The sequence below is a fragment of the Flavobacterium xizangense genome, from assembly GCF_054075145.1.
In genome coordinates, this window is record NZ_JBSIPG010000011.1 from 145,186 (window position 1) to 166,572 (window position 21,387).

Below are 21,387 nucleotides of genomic sequence, written 5' to 3' on the forward strand. Positions count from 1 at the left end.
GGTTATACTTGTCCTTCTATTTTCTCTATACGTAAATCTTGGCTTTCAAATCCTATAAATCGAGAATTTTAAATTTGTCAGATGGTACAGAAGAACCTTTAATCAATAGCTGCTTAAGCTAATTATCGCAGCGATTTAAATGCTGCACGCAATTCCTGTGTAAATAATTCCGGTTGCTCCCATGCTGCAAAATGCCCTCCTCTATCCACCTGATGGAAATAAATCAGATTTTTAAAAGCACGATGTGCCCATGATTCCGAAGATGTAAATACATCATCGGGAAATACGGTAATAGCAACCGGTAATTTGATCTGATCGGTTTTCATTGCACCTGCATTAATATTGTCTTTATTTCTGTTTTCCCAGTAAATTCGTGCTGAAGAAGTCCCAGAATTGGTTAACCAATAAAGTGTAATATCATCCAGTACCTCATCTTTTGTTGGAGATTGTTTTGGATCAGTTCCGTAAGACCAATTTGAAAAGCCAGGGTGCAAAAGAAGCCATGCGGCAAGACCAACTGGAGAGTCGTTCAATCCGTACCCAATAGCTTGCGGACGTGCAGTCATCGTCGTCTTGTAGGCAAAATATCCTCCTTTGTTCAATTTAATGCGGTAATCAAAAGCTTCTTTTTCCTGAGCAGAAAATTCCTCTGGTGCTGCTCCGCTTCCAAGTGCTTTTACTCCTTCTGCCGGCAGTGTTGCAGGAAAGTTGCTGTGGATACCCAATAATCCCATAGCTGCCTGCAAAGCCATTGAGTTAACAACTCCAGCTCCCCAGTCTCCACCTTGAGCTACATAATGTTTATATCCAAGACGATTAACTAATACTGTCCAAGCTTTTCCTATTCGGTCAATATCCCATCCTGCCTCGGTTGGTTTTCCTGAAAAACCAAAACCTGGCAATGAAGGTATAATAACATCAAAAGCATCCTCTGCTTTTCCACCATACGCCACTGGATCAGTTAGTGGACCAATGACTTTTATAAATTCAAATACTGAACCCGGCCATCCATGTGTTAGAATAAGCGGCATAGCGTTGGGTTCTTTAGAACGGACATGGATGAAGTGGATATCCACACCGTCTATCTTTGTTATAAATTGTGGATAAGAGTTTAGCTTAGCCTCTGCTTTTCTCCAATCATAATTGGTACCCCAATATTGTGCTAAACCTTTCAAATTAGCAAGTTGCACTCCTTGCGATTGATCAGGAACGGTTTCTTTTTCCGGCCATTTTGTTGCCAAGATGCGCTTGCGAAGATCCTTTAATGCAACATCAGAAACAGCAACTTTATATGGGCGTATTGATTCTGATGATTTCACATCAGCTGTAATCGAATTTTGCGCAAAGCCACTGCTCACTACAAACAAAATAAACAACCCAGACACTATTGTTGAATTAAGGTCCCTTTTAATCATTTTTAATGTTTTCATTCTTATGTTGTTATAAATTATGAGACAAAAGTATTTCGCGATCTGACTCTGGGAAAGCACTAAATCGGGAAACAGACTAAAAGGTAGCTGAAACCGACATTTCGAATGTTGAATGATATTAGATCAACTCAAAAACAAAACACAGCAATATGAATCAACACCTTACTATTTTGGTGTTTTTTTAATAAAAAGAAGAGGAGCATGTATGGACTATTCCATTTGAAATTGAAAATGGTAAACCATTTACTATAAATTGGAATATTACACCTTTATAAGTAGGGTAAAATCTTATCTAACCAAAACAATGAATATATAAGGTTCTTCTAATGCAGCTTCAGCAATAAATCCGAAAACCATAATTTATCTGTATCAGTATAAGCTCAATCGAATTATAGTTAATTATGAATGTAAAATACTAATGCATTAAAACCCATTTAGTAATAAGTAGATCGTATCTCAAGAGATAAAAAAAAAAAGCATAGGAATTCTTGAACATTTTAATACTAATGAAGATAAGTCCAGCATCTAAATTTTCAAGTTTGGGGATGTCCATTTGAATATCAAATTTGACCGCTTGAGCTATTTAAAACATTAAAGACAAAGGACTTGGACACACCTTTGTATCAAAATTACAAACATCACAATTTAAAAACAAATAAAATGAAAGTAAAAAAAATGGAAATTCAAAGCGTAGATAGTCGCATCGATTGGATTGGAAGAAAAGTGACTGGAGCACACAACGGAACTATTAAGGTAAAAGAAGGTTCCTTCCTACTTATTGATGGGCAAATAACCACAGGTGAAGTTATCATTGATATGTCTACACTTGTAATTTTGGACGTAACAGATTCGGCTACCAATACACAATTTGCAGGTCACCTTGCCTCGGATGATTTTTTCTCAATTGAAAAATTCCCAACGGCGGTTTTTGAAATTTTATCAACAATACGACAATTGGGCAATCAGTATCGTTTTGAAGGTAACTTAACTATCAAAGGGATTACCCACGCTGCAGGATTTGACGCAATTGTCAATAACAGCGATGACACTTTTAACCTTGCAGGTAAACTAATTGTTGACCGCACCAAGTATGACATTAAATTCCGTTCCGGGAATTTCTTTAAAAATTTAGGCGATACCTTAATCTACAATGACTTCGACCTTGATTTTAATATCAATGCACGAGCAAACTTTTCAGAACAAATTAAAAACTAAAGCCATGCCTTACGTAAAAATCGAATTGACCCGTGAGGGAGTAAACCGCGAGCAAAAACAGGAATTAATCAGTGGGATAACCGACCTGATTACAGAAGTATTAAACAAAGATCCGCATTTGACTCATATCGTGATTCAGGAAATAGAATTAGACGATTGGGGTTATGCAGGAGAACAAGTATCAGTATTAAGAGAAAAAGGCATTACAGCCGATAAAAAATAAGTATCATGAAAAAACAAACAATAATTGTAACAGGTGCAGCATCTGGTATAGGAAAAGGAATCGCTAAATATTTTTTGGACAGAGGCGATAATGTAGTAATTAATTCAGTGACTCCAGTTTCATTGGAGATTGCGTATAATGAATTTGGAGCAGGAGATAATTTGGCGATGTACGCCGGAGATATCAGCGATAAAAATACTGGTGAACAACTGGTAAAAATCGCAATTGAAAAATTTGGTTCTGTAGATGTATTGGTCAACAATGCCGGAATCTTTGACAGCAAACCATTTTTGGAAGTTGACGAAGCTTATTTAGACAAGTTTTTGACAACCAATTTAAAAGGAACTTATTTTACTACACAAGCGGTAGTTCCTCAAATGCTTAAACAAAAAGATGGTGTTGTAATTAATATCGGAACGCCATTAGTAAATCACGGATTAGGTGGATGGCCAGCTTCTGCTCCTGTATCTAGTAAAGGTGCGATTCATGCTTTGACCATTCAATTGGCAGCAGAATTCGGAAAACAAAATATTCGTTTCAATACCATTGCTCCGGGTGTCATCAGAACGCCAATGCACGGCGATAAAGCAGATCAGAATGCAGGTTTACATTTACTAAACCGCGTAGGTGAAATTGATGATGTTGCTGAAATGGTATATACGGTTGCCAAAAGTAATTTTATTACCGGAACAATTATCAATGTGGATGGCGGCAAAGCTGCTGGTCATAACCTTTGATCATTTAAAACAATTGTAGTATAAACTTCTTTGCTCAATATTTTATGGATAAAGAAGTATCTAAAAATTATAAAAACGAATAAAATACTTCTCAAATTGGAAGTAAAATAGCACCAATTAAAAATTACAACAAAATGAACGATTTATTAGAATTTACTCTCAATGCTCATGGTGGCATTGAAACATGGAACAAATTTGAAACCATTAGCGCAAAACTTATTACCGATGGAGTGTTATTTCCCATGAAGCAGCAAGCAGGCATTCTTAACAATATTTATGTCACTTCCAATACAAAAAAAGAATTCACAACGCATTATCCTTTTATAGAGAAAGACTGGCGTACTTCTTTTGATCCTAAACGTGTTGCAATAGAAAATCACAAAGGAGAAATAATTGAGGAACTATTCAACCCTAAGGAATCATTTAAAGGACATGAAAGAGAAACACCTTGGTCAAAATTGCAACTTGCCTATTTTGCAGGATATGCAATGTGGACCTATTTCAATACACCTTTCATTTTTACAAACTCAAATTATAAAGTTAAAGAATTGGAGCCATGGGAAGAAAATGGAGAAACATTCAGAAGGTTACAAGTCGAATTTCCATCTGAGATAGCCACGCACAATCCAATCCAAACATTTTATATTAACAAAGGAGGACTTATAGCAAGACATGACTACAATGCTGAGATTTTAGGAAATTCTTCAGCTGCTCATTACCTATCTGATTATATAGAAGTTCAAGGTATTAAAATTGCTACCAAAAGAAAGGTATACATAAGATTGGAAGATAATACACCACTCTTACCTGAGCCTGTTCTAGTTTCAATTAACTTAAGTGAAATAAATTTAAAATAAAAAATTATAATTCAGGTGCAATGATTATTTCGTGGATTAAAAATCAAACCAGCATTAGTAAATTAGGAAACAGAAGGTAAAATTAAAGCTTACTGATTCTATAGCAATAGAAAGAGATATGTCATTGAACTATTAAAAATCCAAATTAAAAGATAGCGTAGTGCTATCTTTTTTTTTTGGAGTTGCCTTCTCATTTACCATAAATACTAAGGCACTCGGTCTTTAAAAAACAACAAACTGGACTTCAAAAAGTTATTCAAAAAAATTAACAGTTTTATTTTTATGGCAAAATCTTGGCACAAACTTTTTTTAACAATTAAAATTCCAGTAAAATCAAGGTCTGGCGAATTTAGGTTCGAAACTTTTTCTAGTTAAGAACTTTAGGTTCGAGTCGTGTTCACGCTACTTCCTAAAATAACAGAATAATTAGATCATGTTTAACTAAAATGTTGAGAGGAAATCATCAGCTTGATTAACAGCCTGTCTTAGTAGCGGGAACACAACTCTAACCTCTATCCTAAAAATCTCATTAAATCATACAAAATCAAACGAAGACTAATTAATTATCCCTTTCAAATCAACCAATCACTCCAACTACCCGCAGAAAGAATAAATTTCCCGCAGGCAGCAAAAACATCACTTCTTTACAATCAGATAAGACAGCGCCGGATCCTGGAGTAGCCGGTGCATCTCACTGCAGATCATATCCTGCACATCGTGCCGGATCTGGCTGAAATTCTGCTATATCATCGCGTTATATAGTTTTCCCGCCGGCGGTATTTCCTTGTAGTTCTCCTTCTCTTTCCCAAGCGCCTCATGGTTGATATCCAGGATAAAATCATTTTCCGAGAGCACGTAATACAATTGCTGGGAGAACAGCCTGGCCATGACTACCTTGGCCGAAGCAAGCTGCCCTTCAAGCTGCCCCATCGCATCGTTGAGATAGGCGGTAAATTTAGATCGCAAGCATTACAATGGTACTGCCGGCAATCGGGTCATCAATCAAAAAGATTTAATATTATTGTTATATTCGCTAAACGCTTACTAATTGCAAAAAGCCAATTAAAAAAAAGTATTGGTACCATTTGATGGCTAATATAAATTAGTGAGTGGCAACCCTGCCTAAACACTTTAAAAACAAGATGAGAACCAAATATTTTGACAAATTGTTAGAAGAAATTTCAAAAACGGGCAATCCCAATTTTGAAGAAATCGAAATTATTAGCCATTTTTTTATACCAGTTAATTCGATAAGAAATTCAATTTTAGAAGAACAGGACAAAATTCCAAAATACCTTTATTTTATAAATTCAGGTTTTATGAGGCTATTTTATTATGACCAAAATGGAGAAGAACAAACAACTTTTTTGTGTTCAAAAAATGGTTTTATTGCCTCTTTCTCATCATTCATAAACCAAACAAATGCAACAGAAAATGTAGAATGTATTACAGATTGCCAATTATTAAGAATATCCTACACTGATGCCAGACTACTTGTGGATAAAAGCGAAATCTTCAAGAACTTTTTTTTAGCGGTCTTTGAAAAATCTATATCGTCATCAACCTTAAGAGCCAATGATTTAGCACTATTAAATGCAGACCAACGCTACCAAAAAATGATAGACCAACAAGCTCATTTTATTCAAAATATCCCACTTCAATACATCGCTTCATATTTGGGGATAAAACCACAAAGTTTAAGTAGAATTAGAAAAAAAAACATTAAGTAACATTTGTGAAGTAGAATGAAATTTTGTTTTTAGAATATTGCATTTCATTTAACAACATTCATAAAATGGAAGCAATAAAAGAAATCCTAAATCAACTGCCTGCTGCATTTGGACAATCCCTGATGAATTACGGACTTATCGTGATTGTTTATTTAGTGGTCTGGAAACTATTAAAGAAACGGCTTAAGAATTGGAGAATACAGTTGAAAGAGCGCGTTGATGCAAATCAAATAAAGTCCGAATTATTAAATAGCCTTTTTACATTAATGGCAAGTACTGCATTTGTACTTATAATTTATCTTCTAAAATCACTTGGTTACACAAAAATCTATACTAACATAAATGACTATCCTAAATTCTTTGCTTATGGTGGTTTTTTCATTTTTTTACTTTTTGACGACACCTGGTTTTATTGGGTACACCGACTATTGCATCACCCAAGAATTTTTAAGCACATACACAAAGTACACCACAAAAGTATCGACGTTAATCCGTTTACATCGCTTTCTTTTCATTGGGCAGAATCCTTGTTGCTAACCTTTTGGATTCTACCTGTAAGTATGATTTTCCCAATGTATGTGCCTGTACTAGGACTATTGCAAATTTGGGGATTTTTAGACAATATAAAATCACATCTTGGGTATGAATTTTTTCCGAGCTGGTGGAATAAAAGTTTTGGAAAATTAATGACGTCAAGCACATATCACAATATGCACCATAGTAAATTCAATGGTAATTATGGAGTCCATTTTCGCATATGGGACAAACTTTTAGGCACAGAATTTAACGATTACGGAAAAACATTTGACGAGATACAAGACCGAAAAAAGGCCGACCGCTAACAGCTGTTTCTCACAATTGAGAATTTTGTTGTGAGTGCACCTTTACGTTTGGCAAAAAGTTTTATTTTTAACAGAAAATAAAGAGTTCAGAACTTCGCCGCTCAAGGGAAGAAGCAGAACGTTAACTCCCATCTTACTGACCGTAAACAAAGAAAATGAGGGAAAAATTAAGGCAATACATAAAGGACAAATTTACAACTGATGACAACCCTCTTGACCAAGTTCTTTCTGCGTCGAAACAAACCACGACAGCAAAAAATGAAATTTTGTTAAACAAAGGCGACAAAAGCAAGCATTTTATTTTGTCTTATAAGGAGTTTTGAGATGTTTTTATATAGCCAAAAAGGCGATGAACAAACACGATATTTCGCAACAGAAAATACTTTTTTTTGGGGTGGCTTTGCAGTTTTGCAAATCAATTACCATTTGTTGAATTTGCGCAAAGTGTAGGAGTAACAAAACTACTTGTTACTGACAGGACAACATTTTATTTACTTGTCAACATAAATCACAAGTTTGCCAAAATATATTGCAACATTTTAGAGATGTTTTACTCCTACTCAGCAGAGCGTATAGGCACTTTTATGGCTATGGAAGCCAATGTAAGAATGAATGGATTTTACAAAATCAACCATTATTGCTTCAAAAAGTTCCAAAAAGAATGCTAGCTTCCTATTTGGATACAAAACTGCAAACATTTAGGAGGCTGCTTTCAAACCCTTTACATAAGTGAACTTTTCAACATTAAGTTATGGGCGAAAGGCATATTATTGATAATTTTTTTTTATCTCTACTATACTTCTACTAAATTTATCAAAAACAATTTGTTCACTTTCATTACTACTGGGTTTGCATTTTTCCCTAGTAGTAATTTTATTCTTGATTTGATAGGCCTGACTTGAAATCAAGGCGCCTTTTATTGGGTCATTCAAGCTGATATCTACTTGTGAGTTTAGATATTTCTCTACAGCTTTTGGTATTTCCAAAACGTGTTTTGTTTTATTGTCAATGTCCATTATTTTACTTTGAGAGTCTTTTGGAAATAGTTTATTTAACCACCATTGCTTTTCGTATTTTGTATAAACAGGAACTGCATTGAGATACAGCTTATAGCCTTGATAATGTTCAGTAAAATCACTGCTGAGAATGTAATTATAATAAATAATGGCATCAATAGATTGCCAGCTTATAAAACAATTTTTATCAAACAGCGGAATTTCAATTGTAATTCCTTTATCATCATAAAACAACTTCTCTTGTCTTTCGGAAATTTGCTTTTGTTGTCTTTCGGAAATTGAAAATCCAAATATTAGACCATATATTACTATCAGTGGCATAATTGCAAAAATTATGATAGTAACCCAAGCATATAAAGGAACATTTTCAGGAAATTTAACTGCAAAGCAAAATGCAACAAAACCAATTAGTGAAAAAATGGACAATGGCAAAATGGCAAAAATTAATGTAGCATTCTTTTCAATTAGTTTTTTTATCATAACTTTTTTTACATATTGTTTCGGCAAATTTTAACTAACTATTTTTAATATTCAGATTGAATTTCAGTTATAATACCTTATGATCGATTTACCTCAAATTTGTCTCTGTTTGCGGAATTTTTTAATCTACAAACATTCCTGAAAACAACATTTTTTCATCAAAATTCAAAGTTGTTTTGTAAGGCCCATTTTTTATTTCAATATAGTTTGCGAATTTTAAATCTTTATAGTCAATTATCGAATTTTTATCAAATAATTTGGCTACGTCCTCGAATTTCATTCCAGCTTTCAGTCCATTTTCAAATGAAATTTCAACTTTTCTAAAGTCGTTTATGGCATATCCTACAATTCGGTTTTGTTTTCTGTTTTCAGGATTCATTTGACTAGGGGATAAATAAAAATGGATATTGTGATAGTCACTTTTATACATAATTTTATTTATATCTCCTGAACTTGCGGTAATTTCTTCCATTCGTTCAAAGTTTTTATTGCTAGGAGATTTCACAAAATCGTATTCTGTAGATTGTCCAATTATTAGATTGTTTACATTCCACTTTTTATCAATTTTTAGAACAGGTTTGTTTTTAGTGTCTTCTGCATTGGTGCTATTATTGGTTAGTTTCCGGATGTATTTTTCATTATCACACCCACCAAAATCAATAAGTCCATTAAAAATATCCCAATAACAAGTTTTGGATAAATTGGTGTTGTTTAGCATAATTAGTCTGTCATAATCGGGAGAGAAGAAAATATATTTGTTTTCCTTTTTTACGTTCCAATATAAACCGTTATCTGTATTTGGATTTTTTGTGCCCTTACCAAATTTCAACTCAATTTTCTTTAAAATTTCAGTTTTTAATCTTTGACTTTTAATCTCTATTCTAAAGCCATAAATTTTATTTTCTGCGTTAAAATTTATTAAAGTACCCTTCAAATCATTTTCATTTTTGATTGATTTTAAATCAATATGAGCACCACCAAATCTCGAAATACTATCGGTTTTGAGTTTTTCAGAGTTTATTTGGAAAATGATTTTTTGTCCTCTCAAATCAATTCCTTCAAAACTATATCCATGGGAGTTTTCAACTTCCAGCAATAGGCAAAACGGATATTCAGTAGTTTCAACACCCATAAGCAAACTGTCACTAAAGTGTATGACGTTTTCTATGGGTTCGTTTAGATTTAATTTTAGCAAATCCATTTTCTTTTGTTCGTTGCATGAAATCATAAGCAGAAGAATCGGAAGCGGTAAAAAAAATTTCATAGATAAGTCAAAGTTTAAAGTTATAAAGTAAAAAAAGGTTCTGTCACATCTATCAGAATCAAATATAAGAATTTAAGTGATTTAAAATTTACCACGCCAGTTTAAAGAATGATTTAAACATAGATTTCCCTGATTTGACAATCTGATCCTTTTTTAGCATGTGTACAACTTCAATTCCACTAATTGTTCGCCTAGCCGATTCAAAACTTTTAAAACCTAAACCGTTTTTGTATGCACCATTTTATAGATCGATGGTACTGTTCTACAATATTGTTGAGATATTTACACTGCCGGATTTTGATCTTTGAGAATAAACGTTTGTTATATATTTTGATCGGTTTAAAATTCAATGTTGGAGGTTATTCCCAGATGCGACAGAACCTGGTTTTAATATTGTAATGAAATATTATTAATTTTTCGAAACTCTTTTGGTGTCAACTGTTTTTTTTTAATAAATACCCGATTGAAATAGCTTAAAGTCTCAAATCCGCATTCAAAAGCAATACTATTTATAGTATTATCGGTTTGTAATAATAATTGACAACATTTAGTAATTCGAATTTCATTTAAATAATCTGAAAAGGTTTTCCCAGTAATTTTTTTAAAAAACTTACAAAAATTACTTTCCGTCAAATGAATCAGTTCTGCCACTTGTTTTAAACCTATTTTATTCGAAAAATTATTTTCCAAAAAAATACAAACCGTATTGATTCTATTTTCGCTTTCAACCGAGTAAACCGACTGAAAATAAGGGGAACATAAAATTTCTTGTTCACAATTTGTCAATTGATTTAAAACCTTCATCAAACTTAATATTCGATCAAAACCTTTAGAATGAACAAGATTTAATAGCTCGTTTTTGACTTCAGTATTTTTAGCGGGGAAAAACAATCCTTTCTTAGACTGCTCCAACATTTTTTTTAATGCAGTACTTTCTTCAAATCCTAAAAAAGGTGATATAAAGGAAGTCGAAAATTGAATCACTACAGCATCAAAATCCTCATCGCCACTTGATTTTCCAACCCAAGTATGAGGCAAATTAGATCCCGATAAAACCAAATCACCATCACCAAATGTTTCATGACTATTCCCTACTAATCGATAACCATTCCCTTTTATAATATATGTCAATTCAAATTCTGGATGATAATGCAACTTAAACTCAAAAAACGGAATTTGAAAACGATACGCATAAAAACTAGCTACTTCTTGATGAGACCTTATATCTTCTAAAATGGGTTTCATAAACTATATATTCAAATAAAACCAAAAATACGTAAATAAAATTCAATATAGTCTTATATTTTGACAATTCAGGAATAAATTAGCTTACAAAAACGAATTAATTTTGAAAAAAATAATTTATAAAAAATGAAGAATATACAATGTACTGTCATTTTTTTAGCTTTTTTTTCTATGAGTGCTCAAGAAAAAAAAATCGAAAAATATCATGCACTTCCTTTTGGATCTGTAAAACCTTCAGGATGGATCAAAGCGCAAATGCAAAAAGATGTAAATGGTTTTGTGGGTAATTTGGACCAACTTGTTCCTGATTTAATAAATGATCCAATTTATGGAACTGGAAGATTGCAAAAACACAGTAAAGCCAAAGAATTAGGTAATCTCAAAGAAGGAGATGCCGAGGGAAGTGAACAATACATGTGGTGGAACAGTGAAACCCAATCCAATTGGTGGGATAGTTACATCCGAAATGTGATACTCTTAAATGACAAAGAGGGTATAGAAAAAGTAAAAAAACATGTTTACAGTATATTAGCAACACAAGACCATGATGGTTATTTGGGTATTTACGACCCCGAATTGCGTTATAAGTTCAATAGCGAAAACGGGGAACTTTGGTCAAAAACTACTTTGTATCGAGGACTACTCGCCTATTACGAATATTCTATGGATGAGAAAGTTTGGAATGCATTGATTAAGGCAGTCGATAATGTAATGCAGAACTATCCCATAAATGCTTCGAGTCCTTTTTCTTCTGGAGAAAAATTCAATGGCGGTGTTTCGCACGGACTAACTTTTACAGATGTATTAGATAAGATGTATCAAATTTCCGGAGATAAAAAATATGTAGAATATGCTTTGTTTTTATATCAGGACTTCTCCAAAACGTATCAATCCGAAAAAGATGCTCAATTAGCCAATATTTTAAATCCAAATTACAAATTGCAATCGCACGGAGTGCACACTTTTGAACATCTGCGCCCTTTGATTGTGGCTGCTTATGCAGCCACAAATTCGGAACTACAAAATGCTTTAGCAATTTATATTCAACGTTTGAAAAACGCAACAACCATTACCGGCGGTCCTATTGGAGACGAATGGATTGCTGGACGCACAGCCGATCCAACTCATGCAGGCTATGAATATTGCTCTATACATGAGTTAATGGACAGCTATACTTTACTATTGCAAAAAGCAGGTCAAACAAAAACCGCAGATGAAATTGAAACCATTTTCTACAATGCTGCTCAAGGCAGTCGGGACCCCAATCATTCTTGCATTGCATACCTCAAAACCGATAATTCTTATGAAATGTTGGGTACCAAAAATGGAGAAATCGAGCCTGATCGAAAACAAACCCGCTATAAATATTCGCCCGCTCACCAAGATGTTGCCGTTTGCTGCAATCCAAATGCGGGAAGAATTACACCTTATTTCTTAGAAAAATCATGGATGAAAGAAGGAAATAACACTTTGGTCGCAGCAATACTTTCTCCAAATGTAGTTGAAACAACTATCGACAATAATGCTGTTCGAATTGAAGAAATAACAGAATATCCCTTTAAAAACAAGTTTATATTTAAAATTTACAACCCCAAAAACAGTAACTTTAAGCTAAAAATAAGAAAGCCAAATTGGGCAACACAAGTTGAAACCAAAGAAAAATTTATTCTAAAAAATGGATTTATAGTTTTAGACAGAAAATTTGCCAAAGAAGATCAAATACAGATTGAATTCAAAGCTTCGGTTATTATAAAAGAAGATGCCTATCATGAAAAATATTTCACTTATGGCGCGCAAGTTTTTGCAAAACCTATTTTGGCTTCCGAACATAAAGGAAAAACATACAAGGGAGATTTTTATGATGTGACCTACAGCCCGAAAGAAAGCACAAAATATCAATTCATTGAAAACAATAAGGCAAAATTTGAGAATGATAAAATCTCAGTAACCTTAAAAAATAGTTCTACAAATGAATTGGAAAATGTTGTTTTAATTCCATTCGGACAAACCATACTTAGACAAGTTTCTTTTTAAACCAATAAAGTAAAAACATGAAAAAAATCGCAATCCTTTTTATCCTTTTAGTCAACCATCTAAATGCACAAATCAGTCGCATAGAACCAGGAAATTGGTGGGTTGGGATGAAACTAAATCAGATAACACTTTTGGTTTATGGAACCGATATTCAAAATTTAGAACCTCAAATCAAATATTCTGGGCTCACGATTATAAAAACCGAAAAGGTTGAGAATCCTAATTATTTGTTTGTCACTATCAATATTAGCGCACAAACCAAAGCAGGAACGGCTAAAATTGAATTCCAGAAAAAGGGGAAAACTATAGTCATTAAAGATTTCCCATTATTGGCAAGAGAAATCAATAGTGCAGACCGAGCCAGTTTCTCTTCAAAAGATGCTGTTTTATTACTAATGCCCGACCGTTTTGCCAATGGAGATCCTAAAAATGACAATACAATTGGTAGTTTAGAAAAAGCGAATAGAAAAGATGAAAGCGGGAGACATGGAGGAGATATCCAAGGAATTACTAACAATTTGGACTACATTCAATCCTTAGGCTATACCCAAATTTGGAATACTCCATTGGTAGAAAACAATATGCAAAATTATTCTTATCATGGATATGCTGCTACCGATTTTTATAAAATAGACAGCCGTTACGGCACTAATGAACAATTCAAAAAATTGGTTGAAGAAGCAAAAAAAAGAAACATTGGTGTAATTTGGGATGTAGTTCTCAATCATTGTGGCTCCGAATATTATTTTGTCAAAGATTTACCTATGAAAGACTGGCTTAATTTTCAGGAAACCAAAACAAGAACAAATCACATCAAATCGACTTTGTTAGACCCTTACGCAACAGAACAAGATAGAATTGGTTATACTGATGGCTGGTTTGATACTTCCATGCCAGATCTGAACCAGAGAAATCCCTTTATGTCGAGTTTCCTTATTCAAAATACAATTTGGTGGGTAGAATATGCTGGGCTATCGGGCTTTAGAGAAGATACTTTCTCTTACGCCGATAAAGATTTTTTGGCAAAATGGACCAAAACTGTTTTGGATGAATATCCTAATTTCAATATCGTTGGCGAAGAAATGACCACGGTAACAGAACTTTCAGCTTATTGGCAAAAAAACAAAGTTAATGTCGATGGCTATAAATGCTATTTGCCTTCTTTGATGGATTTTGCACTAACGGATAACTTGATAAAATCACTAACGACAAAAAATGATTGGGAATCCACTTGGAAGGAATTCTATAAAGGGATGGGACAAGACTATCTATATCCAAATCCCAACAATTTATTGATTTTCCCTGACAATCACGATATGGATCGGATTTATTCCAGGTTGAACAAAGACCTTGATAACTGGAAAATCGCCATGGCTCTTTATGCCACTATGAGAGGAATTCCACAATTTTATTACGGAACCGAATTATTATTTACCAATGAAAAATCAGGAAATGACGGTCAAAGACGAGCCGATTTTTATGGCGGTTGGCCTGAAGACGCTAAAGATGCTGTTACAGGAAAAGGGCTTGACGCCAAAGAACTAGAGGCTCAAAAATACTTAAGTAATTTACTGAATTGGAGAAAAAATGCATCAGTTATCCATAACGGTAAACTCCTTCATTATGCCCCGGAAAAGAACGACATTTACGTTTATTTCAGATACAATAACAAAGATAAAGTAATGGTAATCTTGAATAAAAACAAAGATAAAGTAAATCTCGATATGAACAAATACAATAAAATGATACCGAGCTCTTTCAAAGCCAAAGAGATTATAAGCAACAAAGACATCAACGTAAACAACGCTTTAGAAATCGCCTCAAAAAGCGCATTAATTCTAGAAATAAAATAAATATAATAATGAAAAAAAATATAATCTTACTCCTTATGGGAATGCTTAGCTTACTTTCAGAAGCTCAGGAAGTCAAAGTTACTTCCGGAGAAGTTCAACGCATTGCAAATTTTCAATCCAAACTGATTGATGCCCGAAACATCGATATTTGGTTACCTGACGGATATTCCAACAAAGAAAAATATGCCGTTTTATATATGAATGACGGTCAAGCCTTGTATGATGCCGAAAGCACTTGGAACAAACAAGCCTGGGAGATTGACCAAGTGGCTGGAAAATTAATAGCCGAAGGCAAAACTAAAAAGTTTATTGTAGTAGGTATTTGGAACAACGTGGAATACCGTCATTCTGAGTATTTTCCTGAAAAAATAATTCAGGAAATTCCAGTAGAAACAAGAACAATTGTTCTTGAAGAACAATTAAAAAGCAAACCACAAGCCGATAATTATTTAAAATTTATAGTTACAGAGCTAAAGCCTTTCGTTGACAAGAAATTTTCAACAAAGAAAGATTTAGAAAACACATATATTGCTGGATCTAGCATGGGTGGTTTAATTTCTTTGTATGCCATTTGCGAATATCCAAAAATTTTTGGTGGAGCTGCCTGTTTGTCAACTCATACACCAATGATAATGAAAGAAAAAATTGATCAAAATGCAGATGCAGATGTTGCCTCAAAATTTAGAAATTATCTCAAAATTAATTTGCCAAATCCTAAGAATCATAAAATTTATTTTGATTACGGTGATCAAACGCTAGACAGTTTCTACCAACCTTTTCAAGAAAAAATCGATGCCATTATGATTGAAAAAGGATTTACAGCCAAAAACTGGGAAACCAAATTCTTTCCTGGAGAAAACCATTCGGAGGAAGCCTGGGCAAAGAGACTAGATGTTCCATTATTGTTTTTATTAAAAAAATGAAAAATGAAAAAACTAGGATTCCTATTATTCATAACATTATTTTCCTTGGAAAGTTGCTCTAAAAAAGAAGAAACCAAAGACTTTACGCAATATGTTAATCCATTTATAGGTACCGATGGAACAGGACACACTTTCCCAGGTGCTTGTCTACCCTTTGGAATGGTGCAGCCTAGCCCGGACAATGTAGATATTGGTTGGGACTACACCTCAGGTTATCAATATAATAATCCTGAAATTCTGGGCTTTTCTCAAACCCACCTGAGCGGAACAGGCATAAATGATTTAGGGGATGTCCTATTGCTCCCTTTTGTTGAAAACAAAACTGGAAATTTTAAGATCCGCTATAATAAAAAGACTGAAAAAGCCAGTCCTGGTTTTTATTCGGTCATATTAAACGACAGCATAAAAGTAAATTTAACAGCAACTGAAAGGGTCGCTTTTAACCAATTTATCTACCCGACAAAAAGAGCAAAATTATTGGTTGACATTCAACACGGATTACGTTTTCTAACGGAATCTTTGGTATTGGACAGTAAAGTCAGCATTGAAAGCAATACAACCATTTCGGGCTATTGCCATAACAAAAACTGGGTGGAACGAAAATATTTCTTTACGCTAACTTTTGGCACTCCATTCTCAAATTTAGTGGAATTATCAAAAAAACCAAAAGAAAAAGCGCCAAGATATATTCTTGATTTTGAATTAGAAAACAAAACGCTGCAAGCCAAAATTGCTTTTTCAACCGTAAGCATAGAAGGAGCCAAAAATAATTTAAAAACGGAATTACCTCATTGGGATTTTGAACAAACTGTAGACAATGCCAAGGCAAAATGGAACAACTATTTAGCTAAAATCGAAATTGAAGCTCCTGAAAATCAAAAAGAAATATTTTACACTTCCCTATATCATTTATTTACCCAGCCCAGTAACATTGCCGATGTTGACAGAAAATACCGTGGTGCCGATGACAAAATCGGTACAGCGCCAAATGGCGAGTATTACTCTACCCTTTCACTTTGGGATTCCTACCGTGCAGCAAACCCACTTTATACCATACTTGTTCCGGAACGTGTGAATGGTTTTATAAATACGATGCTCCTTCATCATAAAGCAGCTGGATACCTACCTATTTGGACGGTTTGGGGTCAAGAAAACAATTGTATGATTGGCAATCATGCCATTCCAATTATAACAGATGCTTACAACAAAGGATTTAAAGGCTTTGATACCAATGAGGCTTTGAAGGCAATGATTGAAACAACTACCAAAAAACATCCTAACAATAATTGGGAATTATACAATAAATACGGATATTATCCATTTGACAAAATAGATAACGAATCCGTTTCTAGGACCTTAGAGAGTGGATATGATGATTATTGTGTGGCATTATTAGCCGAAAAGTTAGGCAATAAAAATGTTGCCAAAACCTATTACAAAAGAGCTTCGTACTACAAAAACATATTCGATAAAGAAACGGGATTAATGAGAGGAAAAGATACACAAGGCAATTGGAGAAAACCATTTGAACCTTTAAAACCGACCTCACCTATGAACAATCCAGGAGATTATACCGAAGCCAATGCTTGGCAATACTCCTGGGCTTCCACCCAACACGATATTCAAGGAATGACAAATATTTTAGGCGGAAAAGAAGAATTTACCAAACAGTTGAATACTTTTTTTACACTAACTGGAGAAAAAGACAACAGACATCTTGGGCAAGAAGGAATGATCGGGCAATACGCTCACGGAAACGAACCAAGTCATCATATTTCGTATTTGTATGCTTACTCGAACGAGCCAGAAAAAGGAAAAAAATTAATCACTCAAATCTACAACCAGTTTTACAATAATACTCCAAAGGGAATTACAGGTAATGATGACTGTGGTCAAATGAGTGCTTGGTATATTTTTACTACATTAGGATTTTACCCAGTTAATCCAGCTATTGGTACATTTGTTTTTGGAATGCCACAAGTCAAAAAAGCAACTATACATCTCACTAAAAAAAGAACTCTAAGTATTACTTGTAATGGAAATTCCTTTAAAAAAATTACTTTTAACGGAAAAAGAATTCAAGACATTGAAATCCATTATTCACATATAATGCAGGGTGGAGAATTGAAATTTGAATAAAAATCATTTACTGCATCAGTTTTCCAGACATCTTTTGGGCAGAGCTAATATGTTTTAAAAAAAGAGGACAACGAAAACAATAAATAAATTCTAGGTAATCTATTTATTGTTTTTTAATGACAATATGATAAAATTCCGATGCTGTCACATCTGTCAGAATATAATATAGGACTTTACATAATTTTAGAGTTAGTCCACCAATTTAAGGAATGATTTACATAGATATCATTGGACCAACCATCTGATCCTTTTTTTAGCATATGTACAACTTCACTTCCGCTCAATGTTCGTCAACTTCTACCATATTTAGTTTGCAATTGTGCCGACAGTGCCGGCACAATTTGTTTTCCTTATTCAGCGCGCTTATTTTGAAGTACAGTTTCATTATTTCTAAAACCAATTTCCCCAAAAAGCAATGTTAAAGAACTATTGTTGTGAACGATAACTTGCTGTTGAGTTTGCTCAACAAGTAGGGATAATTCGTTGAGTAAATCAGTTTCAATAAATGTTATATTATTTTCTTTCCGCCATCGTATAATTATCAATAATAAGTCTTGTAAAATGTATCTTACAAAAACAAAATTACTAAAAGTAACTTGACACAGGTATAAATATGTCTACCAAACTTTATTTTAGCGTTAACCTAGACATTTTAAACTATATTAATGAATTTGTCCGAAGTGCAGACGATCCAGTTTGTGGTAGAAACAAAAAGTATCGCAATTACCTGTCATCCATAATTTGTAAACTGCTCATTTGAATTAAAAAAAATGATTGTTTTCTATGAACTGAATCAAATCGTCCGCCATTGCTTGCTGTTCTTTTTCTTTTGGATGTCCATTTGTGTTTTTATATGAAAAAAAATGAGAAACTATTTTTTTGTCATTTAGTTTTGCCACGGCAGCATTGACTAATTCTGGCCATATTGATCCTTCTCTGACAATATCCATATTTCCAAGACAACAAATGATTTGCGCATTTGGATAATGCATTCTTATTTTTGAAATAAAATCAATATAAGCCTCTATAATAAATTCATTATTTGGTTTAGTAGTGCCAAAGCGAATTTTAAACTGTTCATTTTGAGGCATATTTACAATCCAGCTATCGTTTTGAAATAAATTAATGACCACTATATCCGGAACATACCCCGAAAAATTCCATTTAGAATTTGGATCCTCAGGATTTATACGATCATAAATTTCCGGCATAATCTGTGGAAACCAACTCACCATTACCCCAATTCCGCTTTTGGCGGTGCAATGATATTCTGCATCAAAGTGTCTGGCCGTGAGAGCATCATAGGTCTTAAAATTATTAAAATATTTGGGTGCGCCAGAGTCTGTGCTGTCAATAGGTACATCAACACCATGTCCACAGGTTATAGAATCTCCAAAAAATTCTATCTTTCTCTTTTTTTCTTTCTTTGGCTTAAGGACGGTTGCATTTTTATCAATTTCAAAACCATAGAAGAAGGTCGTGTTTTCATCTGTGTTTGTAATTTTTACCAATTCGACCTGATGCTCTTTTAAATCCGAAAAAGTAGCTACAGTATATGCTTTTTTCCCTTTACCAACTTTTATTTTTTCAAGATTACTAGTATTACCGTCAACAATAGCATAATAATAATTGAAATCCTTTTTTACATCCAACAAGGCCCTAACCTCTTTGGTGCCTTTTACATTAATACTGATACTGGTTCCTGACCAATAGAATTCGGCACTGGAGTTCGAAAAGCCAACCCTTCCCATATAATCCAGATGCTTGTCTTTTGAAAAAATGAACTTGGCTCCATTCGTTTGGGCTTGCATTGAGACAAAATGAAGAAGCAAAAAATTTAACAGTATAAACCGGCTAACTACTTTCATATTTTATATGTTTATTATTATTTTTTGAGCCTATATAATATCGTCTTTATGTTAGGATATAAAAAGACAAAAAGTTTTGTAAAGATTAATAATACAATATATTAGTTCTAGTTATATGTTAATTATTTCATCTTAAATCTTTTATTTTTAAAGCTGAGCTATTTTAAAACTGTAATTATTTGTGATGGCATCCTAAAAATGGCTCCTTTACAAAATACCATCTCCAGCATTATAAAGGTTATTTTTTTAAAAAGAAACATTACACTTGAGCTGATTAATAAACTACTTACCAAAATTTTATCGAACAAGTGCAATGCTCTTAAAAACAAAACAAAATTAGTCTTTACAATGGCGTTATTTTTATACCTGAATTTTAATATTTTTAATGATCTCCAAAACCTGACTTACTTTAGCCTGTAAACCTTCAAAATCTTGTTTGTCCAATATATCTTTTGAAATTAACTGCGAACCCAATCCAACACAAGTTGCTCCGGCATTCAGCCATGAACTCAGACTTTCAACCGTTGGGTAAACACCTCCCGTTGGCATAATGTTCGTCCATGGACAAGGTCCTTTTATTGCTTTGATGAACTCAGGGCCGTAAATATCAGCTGGAAATAACTTTACAATTTCGCAACCTAATTCTTCGGCTCTTGCAATTTCAGTAAGCGTTCCGCAGCCTGGTGACCACAATACCTTACGACGATTACAAGCAATTGCAATATCTTCCCTGAAAACTGGAGTTACAATAAAATTTGCGCCCAAACTCATATAAAGTGAAGCTGAAGCTGCATCTGTTATCGAACCAACTCCTAACATCATTCCAGGTAATTCTGCCAAAGCATATTTGTTCAATTCACCAAAAACTTCATGGGCAAAATCGCCTCTGCTTGTAAACTCCATTAAACGTGAACCTCCATCGTAACAAGCTTTCAGTACTTTTTTGCTTAATTCTATATCAGAATGAAAAAACAGCGGAACCATTCCGTTTTCTTTCATTTGCTGTGCTACCTCAATTCTTGAATATTTTGCCATTTTTATTTTATCTTGAAACTAATGCCGAACCATCGCCATCAATCCTATTTTCAACTTCTTTTAATGTTACCAGGTTATAATCACCTGCAATTGTATGTTTTAAGCAACAAGCCGCAACGGCAAAATCCAAAGCTCTTTGATTATTATTTTGATATTGCAGTAAACCATAAATCAATCCGCCCATAAAAGCATCTCCGCTTCCTACACGGTCAACTACCGGCGTTACTTCTTTAACTGCGGCGCTGTAAATTGCTTTTCCGTCGTATAAAATCCCACCAATTCTTTGGTGTGAAGCGCTGACAGAATAACGAAGTGTCGTTGCTGCAACTTTTAAGCTCGGAATCAATTCGAACAATTTATCATATACCGCCGGAAGTGTTTTTTCGTCCTGATAATTAGGATTCACTTTAGGGATTCCCAACATAAAATAGGCCGTATCAATATCTCCTAAAATCACATTGCTGTATTTTAGCATTTCTGGCATTACTTCACTTGG

At 33.8% G+C, this 21,387-nt stretch carries 18 protein-coding genes; 10 read left to right on the forward strand and 8 right to left on the reverse strand.

Annotated features, from left to right (window positions below; translation table 11 throughout):
• Positions 1-122: 122 nt before the first annotated feature.
• Complete coding sequence (locus ACWA1B_RS19200; RefSeq protein WP_456909725.1) at positions 123-1,430, reverse strand: epoxide hydrolase family protein; 1,308 nt, start codon at positions 1,428-1,430, stop codon at positions 123-125.
• Positions 1,431-2,105: 675 nt separating this feature from the next.
• Between ACWA1B_RS19200 and ACWA1B_RS19205 the strand changes: the two genes are divergently transcribed.
• The 4 genes from ACWA1B_RS19205 to ACWA1B_RS19220 all read left to right on the forward strand — a co-directional run bounded on the left by ACWA1B_RS19205 (position 2,106) and on the right by ACWA1B_RS19220 (position 4,462).
• Positions 2,106-2,645 (forward strand): YceI family protein, encoded by a 540-nt coding sequence (locus tag ACWA1B_RS19205; protein WP_456909727.1) that lies wholly within the window; start codon positions 2,106-2,108, stop codon positions 2,643-2,645.
• Between the two features lie 4 nt (positions 2,646-2,649).
• Positions 2,650-2,868: a tautomerase family protein gene (locus ACWA1B_RS19210; protein WP_456909729.1), complete on the forward strand. Its 219-nt coding sequence runs from the start codon at positions 2,650-2,652 to the stop codon at positions 2,866-2,868.
• 5 nt (positions 2,869-2,873) lie between these two features.
• Positions 2,874-3,605: an SDR family NAD(P)-dependent oxidoreductase gene (locus tag ACWA1B_RS19215; protein WP_456909731.1), complete on the forward strand. Its 732-nt coding sequence runs from the start codon at positions 2,874-2,876 to the stop codon at positions 3,603-3,605.
• A 134-nt stretch (positions 3,606-3,739) separates the two neighbouring features.
• A complete protein-coding gene (locus tag ACWA1B_RS19220; RefSeq protein WP_456909733.1) occupies positions 3,740-4,462 on the forward strand; it encodes a hypothetical protein in 723 nt (240 codons plus the stop codon).
• A gap of 741 nt (positions 4,463-5,203) precedes the next feature.
• On the opposite strand, the gene ACWA1B_RS19225 is transcribed toward ACWA1B_RS19220, so the two are convergent.
• The gene (locus ACWA1B_RS19225) at positions 5,204-5,428 is read right to left on the reverse strand and encodes a hypothetical protein (RefSeq protein WP_456909735.1); all 225 of its coding nucleotides are present in this window, start codon (positions 5,426-5,428) and stop codon (positions 5,204-5,206) included.
• A gap of 176 nt (positions 5,429-5,604) precedes the next feature.
• On the opposite strand from ACWA1B_RS19225, the gene ACWA1B_RS19230 reads away from it, so the two are divergent.
• Positions 5,605-6,192, forward strand: coding sequence for a Crp/Fnr family transcriptional regulator (locus ACWA1B_RS19230; protein WP_456909737.1), 588 nt, complete (start codon positions 5,605-5,607; stop codon positions 6,190-6,192).
• 65 nt (positions 6,193-6,257) lie between these two features.
• A complete protein-coding gene (locus ACWA1B_RS19235) occupies positions 6,258-7,034 on the forward strand; it encodes a sterol desaturase family protein (RefSeq protein ID WP_456909739.1) in 777 nt (258 codons plus the stop codon).
• A 767-nt stretch (positions 7,035-7,801) separates the two neighbouring features.
• Here the strand turns inward: ACWA1B_RS19235 and ACWA1B_RS19240 are convergent.
• The 3 genes from ACWA1B_RS19240 to ACWA1B_RS19250 all read right to left on the reverse strand — a co-directional run bounded on the left by ACWA1B_RS19240 (position 7,802) and on the right by ACWA1B_RS19250 (position 11,039).
• Positions 7,802-8,530 (reverse strand): hypothetical protein, encoded by a 729-nt coding sequence (locus ACWA1B_RS19240; protein WP_456909741.1) that lies wholly within the window; start codon positions 8,528-8,530, stop codon positions 7,802-7,804.
• 121 nt (positions 8,531-8,651) lie between these two features.
• Positions 8,652-9,794, reverse strand: coding sequence for a hypothetical protein (locus ACWA1B_RS19245; RefSeq protein WP_456909743.1), 1,143 nt, complete (start codon positions 9,792-9,794; stop codon positions 8,652-8,654).
• Between the two features lie 387 nt (positions 9,795-10,181).
• Positions 10,182-11,039 carry an AraC family transcriptional regulator gene (locus ACWA1B_RS19250; protein ID WP_456909745.1) on the reverse strand — a complete coding sequence of 286 codons (858 nt, stop codon included), beginning with the start codon at positions 11,037-11,039 and terminating at the stop codon, positions 10,182-10,184.
• Between the two features lie 171 nt (positions 11,040-11,210).
• Here ACWA1B_RS19250 and ACWA1B_RS19255 point away from each other — a divergent pair, with 171 nt between their 5' ends.
• The 4 genes from ACWA1B_RS19255 to ACWA1B_RS19270 are packed head-to-tail and all read left to right on the forward strand — an operon-like array spanning position 11,211 to position 17,988.
• Positions 11,211-13,073: a beta-L-arabinofuranosidase domain-containing protein gene (locus ACWA1B_RS19255; protein WP_456909747.1), complete on the forward strand. Its 1,863-nt coding sequence runs from the start codon at positions 11,211-11,213 to the stop codon at positions 13,071-13,073.
• Positions 13,074-13,090: 17 nt separating this feature from the next.
• Positions 13,091-14,926: a glycoside hydrolase family 13 protein gene (locus tag ACWA1B_RS19260; RefSeq protein WP_456909749.1), complete on the forward strand. Its 1,836-nt coding sequence runs from the start codon at positions 13,091-13,093 to the stop codon at positions 14,924-14,926.
• Positions 14,927-14,934: 8 nt separating this feature from the next.
• A complete protein-coding gene (locus tag ACWA1B_RS19265) occupies positions 14,935-15,849 on the forward strand; it encodes an alpha/beta hydrolase (RefSeq protein WP_456909751.1) in 915 nt (304 codons plus the stop codon).
• Positions 15,850-15,852: 3 nt separating this feature from the next.
• Positions 15,853-17,988 (forward strand): GH92 family glycosyl hydrolase, encoded by a 2,136-nt coding sequence (locus ACWA1B_RS19270; protein WP_456909753.1) that lies wholly within the window; start codon positions 15,853-15,855, stop codon positions 17,986-17,988.
• A gap of 761 nt (positions 17,989-18,749) precedes the next feature.
• Here ACWA1B_RS19270 and ACWA1B_RS19275 read toward each other — a convergent pair.
• The 3 genes from ACWA1B_RS19275 to ACWA1B_RS19285 form a co-directional block, all read right to left on the reverse strand.
• The gene (locus ACWA1B_RS19275) at positions 18,750-19,799 is read right to left on the reverse strand and encodes an SGNH/GDSL hydrolase family protein (protein ID WP_456909755.1); all 1,050 of its coding nucleotides are present in this window, start codon (positions 19,797-19,799) and stop codon (positions 18,750-18,752) included.
• Positions 19,800-20,216: 417 nt separating this feature from the next.
• On the reverse strand, positions 20,217-20,891 hold the full coding sequence (locus ACWA1B_RS19280; RefSeq protein ID WP_456909757.1) for a bifunctional 4-hydroxy-2-oxoglutarate aldolase/2-dehydro-3-deoxy-phosphogluconate aldolase: 675 nt from the start codon (positions 20,889-20,891) through the stop codon (positions 20,217-20,219).
• Positions 20,892-20,898: 7 nt separating this feature from the next.
• The coding region (locus ACWA1B_RS19285; RefSeq protein ID WP_456909759.1) for a PfkB family carbohydrate kinase at positions 20,899-21,387 on the reverse strand (489 nt) is incomplete at its 5' end.

Excerpts from the sequence above, each read along its gene's own strand:
- ACWA1B_RS19200 (WP_456909725.1), bottom strand. The coding sequence starts at position 1,430 with ATGAAAACATTAAAAATGATTAAAAGGGACCTTAATTCAACAATAGTG.
- ACWA1B_RS19205 (WP_456909727.1), top strand. The coding sequence starts at position 2,106 with ATGGAAATTCAAAGCGTAGATAGTCGCATCGATTGGATTGGAAGAAAA.
- ACWA1B_RS19210 (WP_456909729.1), top strand. The coding sequence starts at position 2,650 with ATGCCTTACGTAAAAATCGAATTGACCCGTGAGGGAGTAAACCGCGAG.
- ACWA1B_RS19215 (WP_456909731.1), top strand. The coding sequence starts at position 2,874 with ATGAAAAAACAAACAATAATTGTAACAGGTGCAGCATCTGGTATAGGA.
- ACWA1B_RS19220 (WP_456909733.1), top strand. The coding sequence starts at position 3,740 with ATGAACGATTTATTAGAATTTACTCTCAATGCTCATGGTGGCATTGAA.
- ACWA1B_RS19230 (WP_456909737.1), top strand. The coding sequence starts at position 5,605 with ATGAGAACCAAATATTTTGACAAATTGTTAGAAGAAATTTCAAAAACG.
- ACWA1B_RS19235 (WP_456909739.1), top strand. The coding sequence starts at position 6,258 with ATGGAAGCAATAAAAGAAATCCTAAATCAACTGCCTGCTGCATTTGGA.
- ACWA1B_RS19240 (WP_456909741.1), bottom strand. The coding sequence starts at position 8,530 with ATGATAAAAAAACTAATTGAAAAGAATGCTACATTAATTTTTGCCATT.
- ACWA1B_RS19245 (WP_456909743.1), bottom strand. The coding sequence starts at position 9,794 with ATGAAATTTTTTTTACCGCTTCCGATTCTTCTGCTTATGATTTCATGC.
- ACWA1B_RS19250 (WP_456909745.1), bottom strand. The coding sequence starts at position 11,039 with ATGAAACCCATTTTAGAAGATATAAGGTCTCATCAAGAAGTAGCTAGT.
- ACWA1B_RS19255 (WP_456909747.1), top strand. The coding sequence starts at position 11,211 with ATGAGTGCTCAAGAAAAAAAAATCGAAAAATATCATGCACTTCCTTTT.
- ACWA1B_RS19260 (WP_456909749.1), top strand. The coding sequence starts at position 13,091 with ATGAAAAAAATCGCAATCCTTTTTATCCTTTTAGTCAACCATCTAAAT.
- ACWA1B_RS19265 (WP_456909751.1), top strand. The coding sequence starts at position 14,935 with ATGAAAAAAAATATAATCTTACTCCTTATGGGAATGCTTAGCTTACTT.
- ACWA1B_RS19270 (WP_456909753.1), top strand. The coding sequence starts at position 15,853 with ATGAAAAAACTAGGATTCCTATTATTCATAACATTATTTTCCTTGGAA.
- ACWA1B_RS19275 (WP_456909755.1), bottom strand. The coding sequence starts at position 19,799 with ATGCAAGCCCAAACGAATGGAGCCAAGTTCATTTTTTCAAAAGACAAG.
- ACWA1B_RS19280 (WP_456909757.1), bottom strand. The coding sequence starts at position 20,891 with ATGGCAAAATATTCAAGAATTGAGGTAGCACAGCAAATGAAAGAAAAC.